Origin of the sequence: Nostoc sp. LEGE 12447 (genome assembly GCF_015206985.1) — a bacterium.
Lineage (GTDB): Bacteria > Cyanobacteriota > Cyanobacteriia > Cyanobacteriales > Nostocaceae > Nostoc.
The window spans coordinates 1-15,003 of sequence record NZ_JADEXT010000009.1 but is presented as its reverse complement, the minus strand read 5'-3'; the positions used below and the strand labels follow the sequence as shown (position 1 = coordinate 15,003).

General features: G+C 41.6%; 10 protein-coding genes, 1 tRNA gene and 1 pseudogene. 3 read left to right on the top strand and 9 right to left on the bottom strand.

Annotated elements, in window-relative coordinates:
• Window positions 1-18: 18 nt before the first annotated feature.
• The 5 genes from IQ274_RS12440 to IQ274_RS12420 form a co-directional block, all read right to left on the bottom strand.
• Window positions 19-1,581 carry a phytoene desaturase family protein gene (locus IQ274_RS12440; protein WP_194142436.1) on the bottom strand — a complete coding sequence of 521 codons (1,563 nt, stop codon included), beginning with the start codon at window positions 1,579-1,581 and terminating at the stop codon, window positions 19-21.
• 382 nt (window positions 1,582-1,963) lie between these two features.
• Window positions 1,964-2,611, bottom strand: coding sequence for a Uma2 family endonuclease (locus IQ274_RS12435; RefSeq protein ID WP_163936870.1), 648 nt, complete (start codon window positions 2,609-2,611; stop codon window positions 1,964-1,966).
• Between the two features lie 163 nt (window positions 2,612-2,774).
• Window positions 2,775-2,847: transfer RNA gene (locus tag IQ274_RS12430), tRNA-Ala, on the bottom strand.
• A gap of 65 nt (window positions 2,848-2,912) precedes the next feature.
• Window positions 2,913-3,641 (bottom strand): HAD family hydrolase, encoded by a 729-nt coding sequence (locus IQ274_RS12425; protein WP_012412630.1) that lies wholly within the window; start codon window positions 3,639-3,641, stop codon window positions 2,913-2,915.
• Window positions 3,638-4,525, bottom strand: a complete 888-nt coding sequence (locus IQ274_RS12420; protein WP_194142435.1) for a class I SAM-dependent methyltransferase — start codon at window positions 4,523-4,525, stop codon at window positions 3,638-3,640. Before IQ274_RS12420 ends, IQ274_RS12425 begins: the two co-directional genes overlap by 4 nt.
• 368 nt (window positions 4,526-4,893) lie before the next feature.
• Between IQ274_RS12420 and IQ274_RS12415 the strand changes: the two genes are divergently transcribed.
• Window positions 4,894-6,075: an RtcB family protein gene (locus tag IQ274_RS12415; protein ID WP_194142434.1), complete on the top strand. Its 1,182-nt coding sequence runs from the start codon at window positions 4,894-4,896 to the stop codon at window positions 6,073-6,075.
• An 826-nt stretch (window positions 6,076-6,901) separates the two neighbouring features.
• Window positions 6,902-8,848, top strand: coding sequence for a calcium-binding protein (locus tag IQ274_RS37720; RefSeq protein WP_194142433.1), 1,947 nt, complete (start codon window positions 6,902-6,904; stop codon window positions 8,846-8,848).
• Window positions 8,849-9,094: 246 nt separating this feature from the next.
• Here IQ274_RS37720 and IQ274_RS12405 read toward each other — a convergent pair whose 3' ends face one another.
• Complete coding sequence (locus tag IQ274_RS12405) at window positions 9,095-10,396, bottom strand: dihydrolipoamide acetyltransferase family protein (RefSeq protein ID WP_163929722.1); 1,302 nt, start codon at window positions 10,394-10,396, stop codon at window positions 9,095-9,097.
• Between the two features lie 420 nt (window positions 10,397-10,816).
• Between IQ274_RS12405 and IQ274_RS12400 the strand changes: the two genes are divergently transcribed.
• Window positions 10,817-11,341 carry a hypothetical protein gene (locus tag IQ274_RS12400; protein WP_194142432.1) on the top strand — a complete coding sequence of 175 codons (525 nt, stop codon included), beginning with the start codon at window positions 10,817-10,819 and terminating at the stop codon, window positions 11,339-11,341.
• An 83-nt stretch (window positions 11,342-11,424) separates the two neighbouring features.
• Here IQ274_RS12400 and IQ274_RS12395 read toward each other — a convergent pair whose 3' ends face one another.
• The 3 genes and pseudogenes from IQ274_RS12395 to IQ274_RS12385 all read right to left on the bottom strand — a co-directional run.
• Window positions 11,425-11,874 carry a YlqD family protein gene (locus IQ274_RS12395; protein ID WP_012412623.1) on the bottom strand — a complete coding sequence of 150 codons (450 nt, stop codon included), beginning with the start codon at window positions 11,872-11,874 and terminating at the stop codon, window positions 11,425-11,427.
• Window positions 11,875-11,916: 42 nt separating this feature from the next.
• Complete coding sequence (locus IQ274_RS12390) at window positions 11,917-13,866, bottom strand: AMP-dependent synthetase/ligase (protein WP_194142431.1); 1,950 nt, start codon at window positions 13,864-13,866, stop codon at window positions 11,917-11,919.
• A gap of 1,018 nt (window positions 13,867-14,884) precedes the next feature.
• Window positions 14,885-15,003, bottom strand: a pseudogene (locus IQ274_RS12385) (IS630 family transposase); the annotation flags it as partial.

Sequence of the window (15,003 nt, the reverse complement as noted above, 5' to 3'; positions counted from 1 at the left end):
ATATGTGTGAGTGTCTGTTTAGCTATTGCTTAAAAGCACGTCGCCAGATAATCGTTGATACAGCAACGCCCCAGTCCAGAATGTGGGAGCAAAACCGGGATAGCCTGATGAAGCATTGCAGAAATAGAAATGGTTGAGTGAGGTTTCGTGATTCAAGCGTCCCAAACCCATGTTGCGCGGTGTGAGACTAGAACCGTAGGAATTTCCGTTGGGACACCAGCAATAACGTTCATTGGTGGTAGGACTGCCGGTGATATGAAAGACTAGATGCTTTCTAAAATTCGGTACATATTCTTTTTCTACGACATCGAGGATAGAATCGAAAATTTCTTGCTTTTTCTGGTTGTAGGCTTTGCGATCGGCTTTGCCGTCCCGACGGGAATCGCTTTGTCGTAATTGCTTAAAGTAGTCGTAATTAGCAACGGTAAGGAATTCGACAATCTGACAATCCTCTGGACAATCCCGACTCGCTTGTGTCAATAAAGTGGGCGTTGTTATGGCAAAGCTGGGATTGGAAAAGTCATTGTGTTCATACATCTGAGCAAAGGCTTCATTCAAATCCTGATGACCAGTGTGGAAAACATTCCACTTGCCAAATCCATAGTCTCGCAGGTCGAGGTCTTTGACGACGCAATAAGCCATGTAGTTGGATGCAGAATACTCATAGTTGAGTTTTCGGCGCACGGTTTTAGAAAAATGTGACTCACCAATCATTTTGGCGGCTTTTTTGGGGTCAATGTTACAAATCACGGTGTCACCTGTAAATTCGTGAGTTTGATGGGTGTTTAAATCCATCGCCTCAACGCCCGTAACCGTTTTGTCTGTGACTCTAAAATTCGTGACTTCATGGTTTAGTAGTACCTGCCCTCCATTTGATTCAATCACTTTGACTAACGAATTGATAACATGCTCAAAATGCTGGGTTGGATAAAATGCACCGGCTTGATAGCCCTTGAACAAAGCGACCCAGGCATAAAACGAGAGTTGATTTGGAGGCAGCAAAAAATCAGGCCATTGCAGAGCTAATAGGGTTTGGGCGGCTTGGGGTAGCTGAAATTTATCGAATACATCTTGAAGTGTACTGTTGAGATATTGGACAGTACAAAACACTTCGCTTGTATGTTTGAGCAGTTCAATTGGCTTAACTGGAGGAGCAAGTCTTTTCAAACCTGCACTCGTTTTTTCGACATCGTTAACAAATTGGCGAATGCGATCGCTATATTCAGGAAACAACGCTGATAATCGCTGAATCAGTTTCTCTGGTTCCGAAGGAATATCTAACGCATACCCCGGCATTCGCATGTGGTCAAAACCATCCGGGTCGTACCGTTCAAAAGTCACTTCCCGATCCAAGCCTAATTTCTTGAGTACTCGATTAACCGTTTGTCCTTCACCGCAATCCCAAACATAATGGAATTGGGCATTAAACGTGTATTTTTTAGCCATCGTAAATGTGTGGCCAAAGCCGCCCGGATGCTCATGAGCTTCGAGTATTTGCACGGTCTTACCGGAGTTTGCCATCAAAGCGCCAAAGACCAATGCTGATAAACCACTGCCTACAATTAGGTAATCCGGTTTCATAGGAGGTTTCCTCAAACAATAAACGTCTTTTTCGATAACAATTTTCTCTATGCTTCAACCCGCTCTATCACAGTGGTTTGATGGTAATCTAAGTGGTTCGGCAAACTATATATTCGTCATTATGAATTGAGTGAAGCAGGTTGATATCGATCTTGCTTCCATTTACACTATTTCGACGACTTTATCTTAAATTACCGTAATCTCTCATCCCTCTACAGGATGGGGAACGTCAATTGAGTTACCCCAACATCGGCGGTTGTACCTTACCAAATTTCCAGGTAAGGAGCGATCCGAAGCCCAACAGACTCACAACAAACACCACAATGCCAGACTCACCATCAACGTCAGGAGTGGAATCAATGGAATACCAATTGGATTGTAACTAAATCACTCCTATTTGCTGTCTTGCCCATACACGAAATGCTTTCATTGTCGCATTCCTTCCATTGGTCTTACTCAGGATCAAATATTCGGGAATCACTTGCTGAATTGGAAGATTAGGGAAAATAGAACTGGTATTTGATTCTACATATTTACCATCGAGCAGCACGTTTATTTCCAACTTGCTTCCATTCCATCGCCACAGTTCTGGTACTCTCAACGCTTGATAATTATTGAAACGAGTGCGGGAGGTAATATCAATTTCAATAGCCAAATCTGGAGGTGGGTCAGTTTCTAAATTGATTCTATCTTTGCCCCTAATTCTAGCTTCATTTTGGATGTAGAAACAATCATCAGGTTCTACCCCAGCATCCATACTTTGTTTATCAAAAGTCGTAGATCCCAAACTCCAAAATTCCAGATCGAGTTCTTCTAATAAAACTTTTACCAAGTCTCCAATAATAACTTTAGCTACTTCATGCTCTGGTAATGGAGCCATTATTTCCAGCACTCCTTGACTGTAACCTATCCTAGAACTGCGATTGTCCCCCAATTCTGCCAAAATACGTTTGTATACCGACCAGGAGATATCTTTAATCAACAACTGATGACCAGCTCTAACAATTAGTTGATTGAGTTCAAGTAACATACCAAACTTTCTCCTCTTTATTCAAACTCAGGCAGAACAAAATAATTAAATAAAGGGGTTAGGGAAAAGGCGACCAACGCTCCCCTCTTCCCACACCGCACCTTTATCATTCTTATCTAACTTTAATTAGCAAATTGCGACATATAATTTGCTAATGTACAAATGGAGAATAACGGATTTGAACCGATGGCCTCTGCGGTGCGATCGCAGCGCTCTACCAACTGAGCTAATTCCCCTGAATCGTTGCTAAGTCAAGAGTAATATTACTCATTAACTCAATAGACTATCACCATAGAGTATTCTAACATTCAGTTGCCGATGGCTGAGGCTCTTTTTGAGAATAAATCTTCTGCACGCGTTCCAGTTCTAAATCACTGAGATAATCAACAGTCCAGTTACAGCAGCGCTGAAGCATGTGGAATGGGTAAGTGTTCGCTACACCAACAACTTGCATCTGCGATCGCTTCGCTGCGGCAATACCTGCGGGGGTATCTTCAATTGCCAGACACTCTTGTGGTTGAAGGTTTAATTCAGGATATTCTTTATTTAGGCATTTTACTGCCAGTAAATAACCATCAGGTTCTGGTTTACTGGTGGTTATGTCATCGCCCGCAACGATAATTTTAAAATGTTGGTCTAGTTTGGCACGATGGAGTACCAACTCTATTTCTTGGCGAAGAGCGCCACTGACTAATCCTAATTTCAAATTTCGCGATCGCACCTGATATATTAAGTCTTCAACACCTGGATATAAAGGCAGTTTCTCTATTTTCTCTAACTCCACCGTATAAGCTTGGGCTTTGCGGTACAACAACTGAGTTAAGTAGTTTTCGTTGGCGACTCTACCACGATTAGCGAGTAGTTGCTGAAAACAAGCGCGATCGCTGCGTCCAAGAGAAGCTTGACGCTCACTCACCTTTTGGGGTTGGAGATTTTCTTCAATGAGAATCTCATCGATCAGTTGTAGGTGGATTGGCTCATCGTTAATGATGACACCATTGAAATCAAAGAGAACTGCCTTTAAACTCATGCGATTATGCCAAATGCGGGAGATCCAAGTCCCTCCAAATCATTATTATCTACTGATGTGGGAGTATAACGACGGACATTTTCAGTTGCGATCGGTTTAACGCCGCCAGTTACCTGATTTATCCACCATACATCCTGCGATCGCACTGCTTCAAATCCGGCCGCACCCATATTTGCCTCTATACTACCAGCAGCATACTCACGAATATATGGCTCTTCAAAAACATCATTAAGCCATTCTAGCTGCCGCAGAGTCTTTTGATTCCCATCTAGAATTAGTACTTGCCCTCCAGTTACTAGCAACCGAAAGCTTTCCTGCAAAATTGCTAAGGACACCTCATTTGGAGTTTCGTGGAATAGCAAAGAAGCTGTCACTAAGTCAAATGTTGCATCTCTGAAACTGGTTTTTTCTGCATTTCCGTGTCGCCAGACTATCTCTAAACCAGCATTTCTAGCTTTATCTTCTGCCCTTACCAGCATATAGGGTGATAAATCCAAACCAATAACTTCCGCTTCGGGAAAAGCCCGTTTTAACATTAAAGTAGTGGAACCTGTGCCACAACCTAAGTCAAGTATGCGTCGTGGTTTTACCTTAACAGCATCAACTAAAGCTTGACGGACAGTAGTTTCATTAGGCGGTAGAACATATTGTGTAATCGGATCGTAAGTAACTGCTGCATTGTAAGTGAGATAGCCACCTGTAATCCCGTGAAAGTTTTGACTGCTGTAGTACGAGGGAATTATCACATCATCTCGCCGGAAGCGATCGCCCTCTTTCTCCCAGTCAATACTATCAGCGTAACGCTGTAACCCGTCTTCATCAATCAAAAGACGCACTACAGGAGATAAAAAACGTTCCCAGATTGTATCTTGACGCACTGCCATATTGTGTCAGAACTTTAAGAGCTTATTTAAACAGAGCAATTTTCTTTACAAATTTTAATATATCTAGAAAACATCTGTTTTCTCTCTCTGGTATGGACTTGACGCATGTAATAACATGAGTTACATTTGTAGTATAAATATGCTACTCCTAAAAGTAGTTCTTCAGCTTCACGAAGACTGAACGAGTTAAATGAAAGACAATAAACATTTAAATTGCTACAACTAAGTAGTATGTCAAGTTTAAATTTATGAGTAAGCAAGTTAGTAGTAATAAATTTAGTGTTTACTACAAATACTAAAAAACTACTAGATAAATTATCAGTGGCGTAGACCTAATCTAAAATTTAAAATCCCAAATAGAATAAATTATGCCCTACGAAAAGTTAGAAATTACTACACCAGCACCCGTTTTATCTTGGGCAAATCACTCTTTGGGCCCAGAAGAAACCAAGATGGCAAAGAATGTAGCATCATTACCATTTGTGTTTAAGCACGTGGCCTTAATGCCAGATGTCCACTTAGGCAAAGGTGCTTTAGTTGGTTCTGTAATTGCAACCAAAGAGGCAATTATCCCTGCTGCTGTAGGCGTGGATATTGGTTGTGGGATGAGCGCGATCAAAACAGCATTTACCACCGAACAAATCGAAGGTAAACTCAAAAAAATCCGCCTGGATATTGAAGCAGCAATTCCGACTGGATTCAACGAGAATAAAGACGTTGAAAAATCTGTCAGTAACTGGCAACACTGGGATGATTTTAAAGACTTACATCGCGGTGTGCAAGACCTGCAAGGTAAAGCAATGAAACAGATGGGTTCTCTCGGTGGAGGAAATCACTTTATTGAAGTGTGCCTCGATACAGAGAATCAAGTTTGGTTGATGCTGCATTCTGGTTCACGTAACATCGGCAATAAACTTGCCCAGTGTCATATTCACACAGCCAGAGAATTAGCAAAAATGGCAGGTAATAAATTACCTGACCCTGATTTGGCTCACTTTGTCGCTGGTACGCCAGAATTCCAGGCATATTGGCATGATTTGCAATGGTCACAAAACTATGCGCGTGTCAACCGCGATGTGATGATGGCGCGTTTTAAGCACATAGTTGAAAAACATCTGGTAGGCGGGAAAGCAACTAAACCTTTATTACAAGTTAATTGTCATCACAATTACGCCGAAAAAGAAGTGCATTTTGACGAGGATGTATATGTTACTCGTAAGGGTGCAGTTCGTGCCCAGACTGAAGATTATGGGATTATTCCTGGTTCGATGGGAGCAAAGTCTTTCATCGTTAAGGGTAAAGGTAATGCTCATAGTTTCTGTTCTTGTTCTCACGGCGCGGGGCGTTTGATGTCTAGAAATAAGGCAAAAAATGTCTACACACTTGATGATTTGATAGAGCAAACAAATGGTGTAGAATGCCGCAAAGATGAGGGCGTGTTAGATGAAATTCCAGGTGCTTATAAGCCGATAGAACAAGTGATGGCAAATCAAGCAGATTTAGTTGAAGTTGTAGCAACACTAAAGCAAGTTCTTTGTGTTAAAGGATAAATTTGTCAGGTGGGTAATGCCCACCTTTTTTCTTTTTTAAATGCAGAGGCACGCTGAGGTAAGTGCATAGATATTAAGTAGCCTAGAGATAACACTTAATACAATTCGCCACCGCAAGCAAAAATTTATATCACTTCACTTCTGGTTACTTAATTTTTCTCAGCTATTTCTAAACTTTCTCCCATGCTTTGCTTCATCGATTAGGCAAATCGACCTTAACTGCTTCGGTAAATTTCTATAATCAGTTTCAAATTTACCATCTTCTGTACGTAGTGGTACTTGAGGCTTTTATCTAGTGCCTAAATATTGATTTATTATCCCAAGTTATACATGACAGTCTAGCTCATCATGTATATAAACCTCTTCCATTTTGAAATCTTGAGTTTTTAAAGGGGCAAATATTTGGGTAGAAGAAAGTAAAGTTTAGTGTCAAAGAAAATGCGCTCTTCTGGCAGGATGATAACCTATTAATTGAAGCTTTATAGCTTCCCAGGCAGATTTTACGCCATTAATTGTTTGACATATTTGGCAAAATTACTATTGACTCCAAAGAGCATTAATAAGAGCCTGAGATGATTTATTGCTCTAACGTGTGCAGTTCCCAAGGCTAGAGATATTTCTGAAAAACGTTAGACAACTATTAAAGTATTACCAGTAAACCCATCAACTGGGTCAATCTTCATACAGAAATGGTGCCGCCTCATAGCGACACAAAGCCCGCCGATGGTGCAAACTTTCGGTAATCATTAGTGCATTACAACAGCACTAAATGCAAATTGAAAACTTAAAAACTGTGTAAAACTTTGATTTCAAGGGAACTAAATTTATGGCAATTATCAAGGGTACAGATAATAAAAATTACCTTGATTTTCTTTATGGTGGTAATGAGAATGATACCGTTATAGGATTTGCGGGAGACGACAACCTCTATGGAGGCTTAGGTAATGACTATCTTTATGGTGATGAGGATAATGACAAACTCTATGGAGGTTTAGGTGATGACTATCTTTATGGTGGCTTAGGTAATGACTATTTAAACGGAGAAGAGGGTAATAATAATCTATATGGTGAAGCCGGTAATGATTCCTTCTATGCCGCCAACTCTTCTGGGAACAACCTTTTAGATGGTGGGGCGGGAAATGATGAACTTTACGTTTATAGCTCGACTGGAAATAACACCCTTAAGGGTGGAAGTGGAAACGATACCTTAGATATTTCCTTCTCTTATGGAAAAAATATCTTAGATGGTGGTTCTGAAGATGATCGTCTTTCTGCTCGCTACGCCGTAGGAAACAATACCCTTCGGGGTGGAACCGGAAATGATTATATTGCAGCTGATTTGTCTGCTGGTAATAATGTTCTCGACGGAGGTGATGGAAATGACACCCTTGACATTAATTATCAATGGAAAGGCAAGAATACAGTTTCAGGTGGAAACGGAGCAGACACTTTTTATGCCTATGGAGTTCAGGGTGCTAACACTCTCAATGGTGATAGTGGTGATGACTCTTTCTATATTAGTAGCCCAGAAACTGTTCTCTATTCCTTGGTAACTCAAACAGTTGATGGAGGAACAGGTAATGATTACTTGTACATTGACTATAGTAATGCGATCGCAGGTATCACCTCAACATACAACCCTAGCATTAACCAAGGTTCCATTACTGCCGATACAAATCAAGTCCGCTACAAGAATATCGAACGATTAGAAATCAAAGGTACAGCATATAACGACAATATTGTAGGCAGCAACGGCGACGATACACTCAACGGCGGCAGTGGTGGCAATGACACCCTCAATGGAGGTGCAGGTAACGATCTCTTACGTGTTAGCGACAATTCACGTAATAAGAATACCATCTATGGTGGCACAGGTAACGACTTTTTATATGCAGAAGCTACAGGTGGAGCGAGCCTACTAGATGGTGGCGATGGCAATGATTATTTATCTATTGCTAATAGCTACTCCGGCTTCTTTGGCAGCAGTAATACCCTGAATGGTGGTACAGGTCATGACACCTTAAATGCTAAAGCTACCTATGGTGGTAACTTCTTGAATGGTGGTGCAGGTAACGATTTCATTTACGCAGACTATTCATCTGGTACTAATATACTAGATGGTGGCGATGGAGATGATTATCTATCTGCTGCTGGCGCTAGCTTCCATTTCGATAACACCTTCTTTACTTTGAAGGGTGGTACGGGTAATGACACCTTAAATGCTAACTCTTCATTTAGTACCAATAATCTCGATGGTGGTACAGGTAACGATCGCTTGACTGTTGAGAATTCATATAAGAATAACTTGCTAAATGGTGGCGATGGTAATGATTATCTATCTGCCTTTGGTGCTGGCGGTAGTAGTACTCTCAACGGTGGCAACGATAATGATACTCTAATTGGCGGTGATGGGAGTGATGTCTTGATCGGTGGTGGTGGTAATGATTTTCTGACTGGTGGTGCAAATCAAGATACCTTTGTTTTCAATAGTTCTAACGAAGGGCTTGATGTTATCTATGACTTCGGTCTCATTGACTACATTCAATTATCTGCTGTGGGTTTCGGTGGCAGTTTATCACCAAATTCAATCCTTCCTAGTCAATTTACCCTCGGTACAACTGCAACAACAAAAGATCAGCGATTGATTTTCGACAGTAGCTCAGGGGCGCTTTACTTTGACCAAGATGGGAGCAATAGTGGATTTGCTCAGAAAAAATTCGCACAATTAAACGGTGTATCTTCACTAAGCGTCAGCAACTTTGTAGTTGTTTAATCCATTTCGGTTTTCCTGACATCAACGCAACCCAAGCTTTTCGTGAATTAACTGTTTCTCCCTAGTAGTGTGCCAAGGCAACAATGTTTGGTAGTAAATCCATTTTTTTGATGGCTTCAAAGGGAGAAACAGATCAAGGTTTGTTCATAAAAATTTAAGTTTAGGTGTTGTTTATTGTTAGCGCTACTCTACGAAAAAGGCTGTTCGCTCATAGCGCTAACATTTAAATTTGGTGTCTTTTCAAAATTACATTGTCAAAGATTGAGGATTTGTCTCAATCAATTTTGCTAAATCTTGCAAGAACGCCGCAGCATGGGCACCGTAAATAATGCGGTGGTCAGAAGTAATATTCACCTGCATTTGTTGCCGCACGCCGAATAAACCGTCGGGTGTTGCTACTACTTGCGGACGGGATGCCCCGATCGCTAAAATTGAACCTTGTCCAGGCGGTAAAATCGCATCAAATTTGTCTACGCCAAACATCCCCAAATTAGACAGAGTAAAAGTACCACTGTTATATTCTTGGGGTTGTAGTTGTTTTGCTCTGGCACGTTCTACCAAAGACTTCCAAGTACGCGATAGAGAATAAATATCCACTGCATCTGCATTTTGCAGCACAGGTGTAATTAATCCGCCATCATCCATCGCTACGGCTACGGAAATGTTGATATCAGAATGATAAACAATACCCTGGTCTGAATAGCTAGCATTTAACAATGGGTGTTTTTGCAATGTCACTGCTACAGCTTTCGCCAGTAGCGCTGTCATTGTCACGCCTTTGGATTTAATTTGTTTATAAAGTTTGTCTAATCCGTCAGTGGTAATTGTATAACCGACACGGAAGACGGGCACGGATATGGTGGCTACCATGTTCCGCACTACGGCATTTTGGAAGGTAGTTAGAGGTACGATTTGACCAGGAACAGCAGCTACCACTGGCGCGGGTGCTGGTGTGCGAGGTGCTGGGGATGCAACTGGGGCGCTGGTTGGTACAGCTGCTGGTGGGGCAACTGGAGCAGTGGCGGGTTGTTTGCCCTTATTGGACAATGCTTCTACATCTTCGGCGACAATGCGACCGTAGGGGCCACTGCCTTGGAGTGTAGTTAAATCAACTTTGAGTTCTTTGGCTAATTTGCGGGCACGGGGTGAAACTACAAGTCTGCCTTCTTTGTGATTAGAGCCGTTTTGAGACGCTAAGGCAGGTGTTGCAACTGAGGCTGTGGCGGGGATTGGCTCAGGGGCAGAGGTAGTAGTAGCAGCCACGCCAGAGGAATTGGCAAGAGATTTCGCCTGTTCAATTTCAGCTTCAGTTTCGGCTATGAAGGCGATCGCAGATCCTACCGGGGCAGTTTCACCAGCTTCAACTATGATATGGGCAAGAAAGCCTTCATAAAAGGTTTCTACATCCATATCTGCTTTATCTGACTCTACAACCACCACTGTTTCGCCTTTTTCCACTTTGTCCCCTGGCGATTTCACCCAGGAGACGATTTTGCCTTCCGTCATGGTGGAACTCAGCGCCGGCATAAATACTTCATGAATGCTCATAGGGTGGTTTGGAAATCAATGGTTTATGGACTTTAACAGCTTTCATCAGATCGAATTGTATCTTGGCAGGAGAGTTTTGGGCTGGAGATTTTATATTTTAGATTGGGAATAGGGAATTGGAAATTGGTATTGGGAGAGTTCCTAACTCTTAACCCCAGGAACCTAAATGTAAATTGGATGTCTATAAATAATACAGAGCAGAGCAATCCTTAGGGGTTAGCCAATATCTCGATCTTGTTTTAATCGTTGACTTGCAAAAACCACCATGAGTTTCTACAGATTAAATGGGATTGCTATTTATACATCCTCATACCGGATGCTTAAGATACAAGAGCTGCTCACAGGTAGAGGATATGGAATGCAGTTCAATCTAGAATTCAAAATTGGTAATAAACCTATTTGAAATTCCTGTTTACTTTTATGTCGGCAAAGCTAAAATTCTTTTTGATTGTGATATTAGGTATCTTTGCCACTGCTGGCGCTGGAGTATATATTACCCAGCGCCAGCAATCTGCACCGATTGTTGAGACTAGTTATGGGCAAACCCAGCAGGTGAGAGCAATACATCAATCTCAAGAGGTTGTGGCATACCCAGACCGCTCTAACTATAAAACTATACCCTTAGAAAATATCAACTCATCTCTCCAAGGAAGCGATCCTGCTACCCTCGCTCTGAATGCCTTTGACAGTATACCAGCAGTGGAAGGAACGCGAAAGGTAGAGGTAGCTTATCCACAACGAAATCAGGCTTTAGTGACGATTACCCAATTCAAGCGGGGTGATGATGCAGTTAGTGCAGTTAAATATCGAGTTGAGATGTCAGCCTTCGGGCGATCGCTATTTATTAGTTCTCCTCCAGTCTGGCAAATTGTTTGGGCTGGCTCCCAGGTAGAATGTTCGGCTGGGAGCCTCTCCCGCACTAAGTTAAATCACATTTGTCATTAGTCATTGGTCATTGGTCATTAGTTATCAGTCATTGGTCATTGCTCACAAAACAAATGACAACGGACAAATGACAAATGACAAATTTAAATGTCACCGCGAATTTCTTCTACAACGCCATCGCGCAGAACGATTTCGACTTGCATTTTGCTAATCAGGTTATCTCCTATCTCTACCCGGAAAAAGCCTTCCATTTGGAATTGGTTGACTTCTTGATCTTGCTGGAGAAACTGCACTTGCTGGAGATTTTGCAGCAACTGATTTTTTTGTTCTAGAAATTCACTTTTCTTTTGATTGACTTGAAGTTGGATATTATCAATCTGTTGGAGGGTCTGGGGCCCGGGTGGTTGCAGACTCTGCTTTTGAATTGCTGCGATCGCTCTTTGTCCTTCTACGTCTAGCTGTTGCAGTTGCTGATCGAGTTGATTGATCTGGGTTTGTAACTGCTGTTGTACTTCCTCTTTCCAGAGGGGAGTCACAATAACTTTGACGTTAACGACGCGTTTCAGAAGCAAATTAGATTTGGAGACATCCATAAATATTTCACGTTCACTCTTTACAGTTGGGAGGTGGAATTATCAGGCAAACATGCCGTTAATAATATCGCGATAACGTTCCGTGACGATATGTCGGCGAACTTTTAGTGTTTGTGTCATCAAACCATTTTCGATAGAAAACGGTTCTAGAATGAGTTTGAATGTCCCAATGCGGTCATCCGGTCGATAGCCTGGACGATTTTGCACTTCTCGATTCAATTCTTGCCGAAATAAATCCTGGATCATTCTACTCTCCAAGTCAATTTTTTGACTAGGTGAAGAAGTGGCCGGATCGTTCTGCGCCCATTTTTCTAGGGCTTCGACATTGGGGACAATCAAGGCTCCCAGGCTGCGCTGATCTTGGCCGACGAGCATAATTTGATCGATGTAGGGCGATCGCAAACACGCGTCTTCGATCGGCTGTGGCTCGATGTTTTCCCCGTTAGTCAATACAATCGTATCCTTTGCTCTGCCAGTCAGCACTAAGTCGTCTTGTGGTGTCAACCAGCCCAAATCGCCGCTATCAAACCAACCTTCAGCATCAATTGCTTTCGCTGTCGCTTCTGGATTTTGGTAATAGCCTTGCATAATCTGCGGCCCCCTCAACAATACTAAGCCTCGCTTTTCTATTGGCAAAGGCGCTTTTGTCTCAGGATCTACGATTTTAGCTTCTGTAGCGGGGAGTGGTAGTCCTGATGCACCAATCAAATTTCGCCAAGGACGGCGCACATGGGTAACAGGAGAAGTTTCTGTCAAACCATAGCCTTGCAAAATCTGCACACCAATAATTTCAAAGAAGTTATCGATGTGTCTGGGAAGCGCACCGCCGCCGCTAATCATCTGCTTGACGTGTCCTCCTGTGGCTTCTCGCACCTTGGCATAAACTAATCGTTCTCCCAAGGCGTGGAGGGGTAATAAAGCCAATGCTTGGATCTTAGCTGCTAATCGCTCGATGGCTGAAGCATGAAGATTATTTAAATCCAATCCCTGAGCAACTCGCCGCGCTTTAATATATTTGTCGCTAATGCCCAACAAAAAGTTAATTAGGCGTTGTTTTTTGGCAGGTTGTTCGCGAAACTGCTTTTGCACTCCTTCATAAATCGATTCCCACAGGCGGGGTACACCCACCATATAATTAGGTTTAAATTGTCTCAAATCTCCTTTCACAGAACGCAAGTTGGTATAAACTTGCGTACAACCTTGAGATAGTAGGTAATATTCAACAGTCCGCTCGTAGCTATGCCAAGAAGGTAGAATACTGAGAACAATGTCGCCCGCATTTGGTTGCAATACTGTGCCAAAGGTTGTTACTTGGTGCATCAAGTTGCTATAAGACAGCATTACACCTTTCGGTTTACCTGTAGTACCAGAGGTATAAATTAGGGTTGCCAAAGCGTCACGATTTTGTTTAACTGGCACAAAATTATGATTTTTCCCAATTTCGATCAACTGTGCAAAATTCAGCACCTTTAGAGTTTCGCCCGTTGGTGGTGCTTCATCTGAAACTAAGATCGCAAACTGAATTGGTAAATCGTTGAGATGGTCTTGCAGTTTTTTAAGTGTCTTTAAATCCTCAACTACTATTGCCGTACTGCCGCTATTAGCGATGATAAACAGCAATTCTTCTTTTTCCGCTTGGGAACTACGCACTGCATCAACTGCACCAGCAGCCATTATGCCTTGATCGGCAATAAACCACCGGGGACTGTTGTCAGAAATTAAGGAAATGCGATCGCCTAGCTTCACTCCCAACGCCTGTAACCCAGCAGCAAATAATTGTATTTGCTCCGCTAACTGTGTATAAGTAATCACAATTTCTGGTTTGGCGTGAGGACTGCGGAGGGCAACAACATCACCAAATCGTTGAGATGCCAAAGGCCAAACTTCTGGTAGCGATTCCACATTTGTGTAATCTACCAACCGCTTTAATGCCTCACGTTCTTGCTCACTGATGTTAGATAAAAAAGAAGACGCGGTTTGGGTTTTTGACATAACACCTTACCTAAATTATCGTAAATTAATTGTTTTTCCAGTTTATTTTGTTATCCCGCTACAATAACCGTCCTTATTATCCACATTCCCTTCTGTGTATAATAATTCCAGAAATTCCACGTTTATATTTACAAAAATTTATGTTAAAGTTAGTTTACATAGAGTGCAAGCAATAGATGAACTGAAGGTCAATCCTACACATAATATTATGTTTGCACCTCAAAATAGCAATCGCCTATTTTTCACAGGAGATGATTACCTATGAATTTGATAGACGCTATACTGCTAACGCTGCTCAATATTACTATTTGCATAGCGTTTCCTAAGCTTGTAGCAATCTTTCTGGCTGATAAAACCCAACTTAATGGAGTGTCGCGGAACGGTTCAAAATTGCAAATAGCCAAAATTGAACTTACGAGTTTTCCTTATTGTACAGCGTACTCATTAACAGGGAGTCAATACTGCAAATTCAGTCCTGATTTTTGTTCCAAGTGTTCTCCAAATTGATGGATTGTTTGCCAAATTGGAAAAATTTATTTTTTTCCAACACCTATATTTTTGCATTCCAAATGATAGTTTATACATCTACTTATGCAAGCGATGTCTACGATGAGCTACGCTAACGCTGATTCGACTATCATTGCTGAAACTCTTATGCTGTAAGTATTTATCATTTTCATACAAGCATATTGAACAGTACGTACATAGTTTCACAGTGCGATCGCGCCGTTCAGTAGTAAATTTATTTCGATTGCAATAATTGAAACCCGTATAACCCTGACTTATTTCAGAAGTTGGGGTTTTTGTTTATCAGCAATGATTCAGGATTGCTATAAACATCACAAAAAGCCGATATATCGCATCTTTTGCCTTAACCAAAGAGTATTACTAAACCCGCTAAGACTCGAAATGCAAGGCTAAAAACTACTTGAAACTCTTAGGCTTGGACTACACCTTTGTTTCCTCGCCAGAGTTTAACTCAGTATAATTACTAATTGAAGTTAGAGTACATATAGGATTAGTATTTGATTTTTGAAAAAGCTCCGTACATCTGAAGAGACGGAAAATCAAAAGTAGTATTTTGAATGAACCACTCAAACATCCACTTTAGATGAGAGAATTTTGGAATTAAAGCAC

What these genes read in the sequence shown, in the direction of transcription:
- IQ274_RS12435 (WP_163936870.1), bottom strand. Translation starts at nt 2,611, where the DNA reads ATGTTACTTGAACTCAATCAACTAATTGTTAGAGCTGGTCATCAGTTG.
- IQ274_RS37720 (WP_194142433.1), top strand. Translation starts at nt 6,902, where the DNA reads ATGGCAATTATCAAGGGTACAGATAATAAAAATTACCTTGATTTTCTT.
- IQ274_RS12425 (WP_012412630.1), bottom strand. Translation starts at nt 3,641, where the DNA reads ATGAGTTTAAAGGCAGTTCTCTTTGATTTCAATGGTGTCATCATTAAC.
- IQ274_RS12390 (WP_194142431.1), bottom strand. Translation starts at nt 13,866, where the DNA reads ATGTCAAAAACCCAAACCGCGTCTTCTTTTTTATCTAACATCAGTGAG.
- IQ274_RS12400 (WP_194142432.1), top strand. Translation starts at nt 10,817, where the DNA reads ATGTCGGCAAAGCTAAAATTCTTTTTGATTGTGATATTAGGTATCTTT.
- IQ274_RS12420 (WP_194142435.1), bottom strand. Translation starts at nt 4,525, where the DNA reads ATGGCAGTGCGTCAAGATACAATCTGGGAACGTTTTTTATCTCCTGTA.
- IQ274_RS12405 (WP_163929722.1), bottom strand. Translation starts at nt 10,396, where the DNA reads ATGAGCATTCATGAAGTATTTATGCCGGCGCTGAGTTCCACCATGACG.
- IQ274_RS12415 (WP_194142434.1), top strand. Translation starts at nt 4,894, where the DNA reads ATGCCCTACGAAAAGTTAGAAATTACTACACCAGCACCCGTTTTATCT.
- IQ274_RS12440 (WP_194142436.1), bottom strand. Translation starts at nt 1,581, where the DNA reads ATGAAACCGGATTACCTAATTGTAGGCAGTGGTTTATCAGCATTGGTC.
- IQ274_RS12395 (WP_012412623.1), bottom strand. Translation starts at nt 11,874, where the DNA reads ATGGATGTCTCCAAATCTAATTTGCTTCTGAAACGCGTCGTTAACGTC.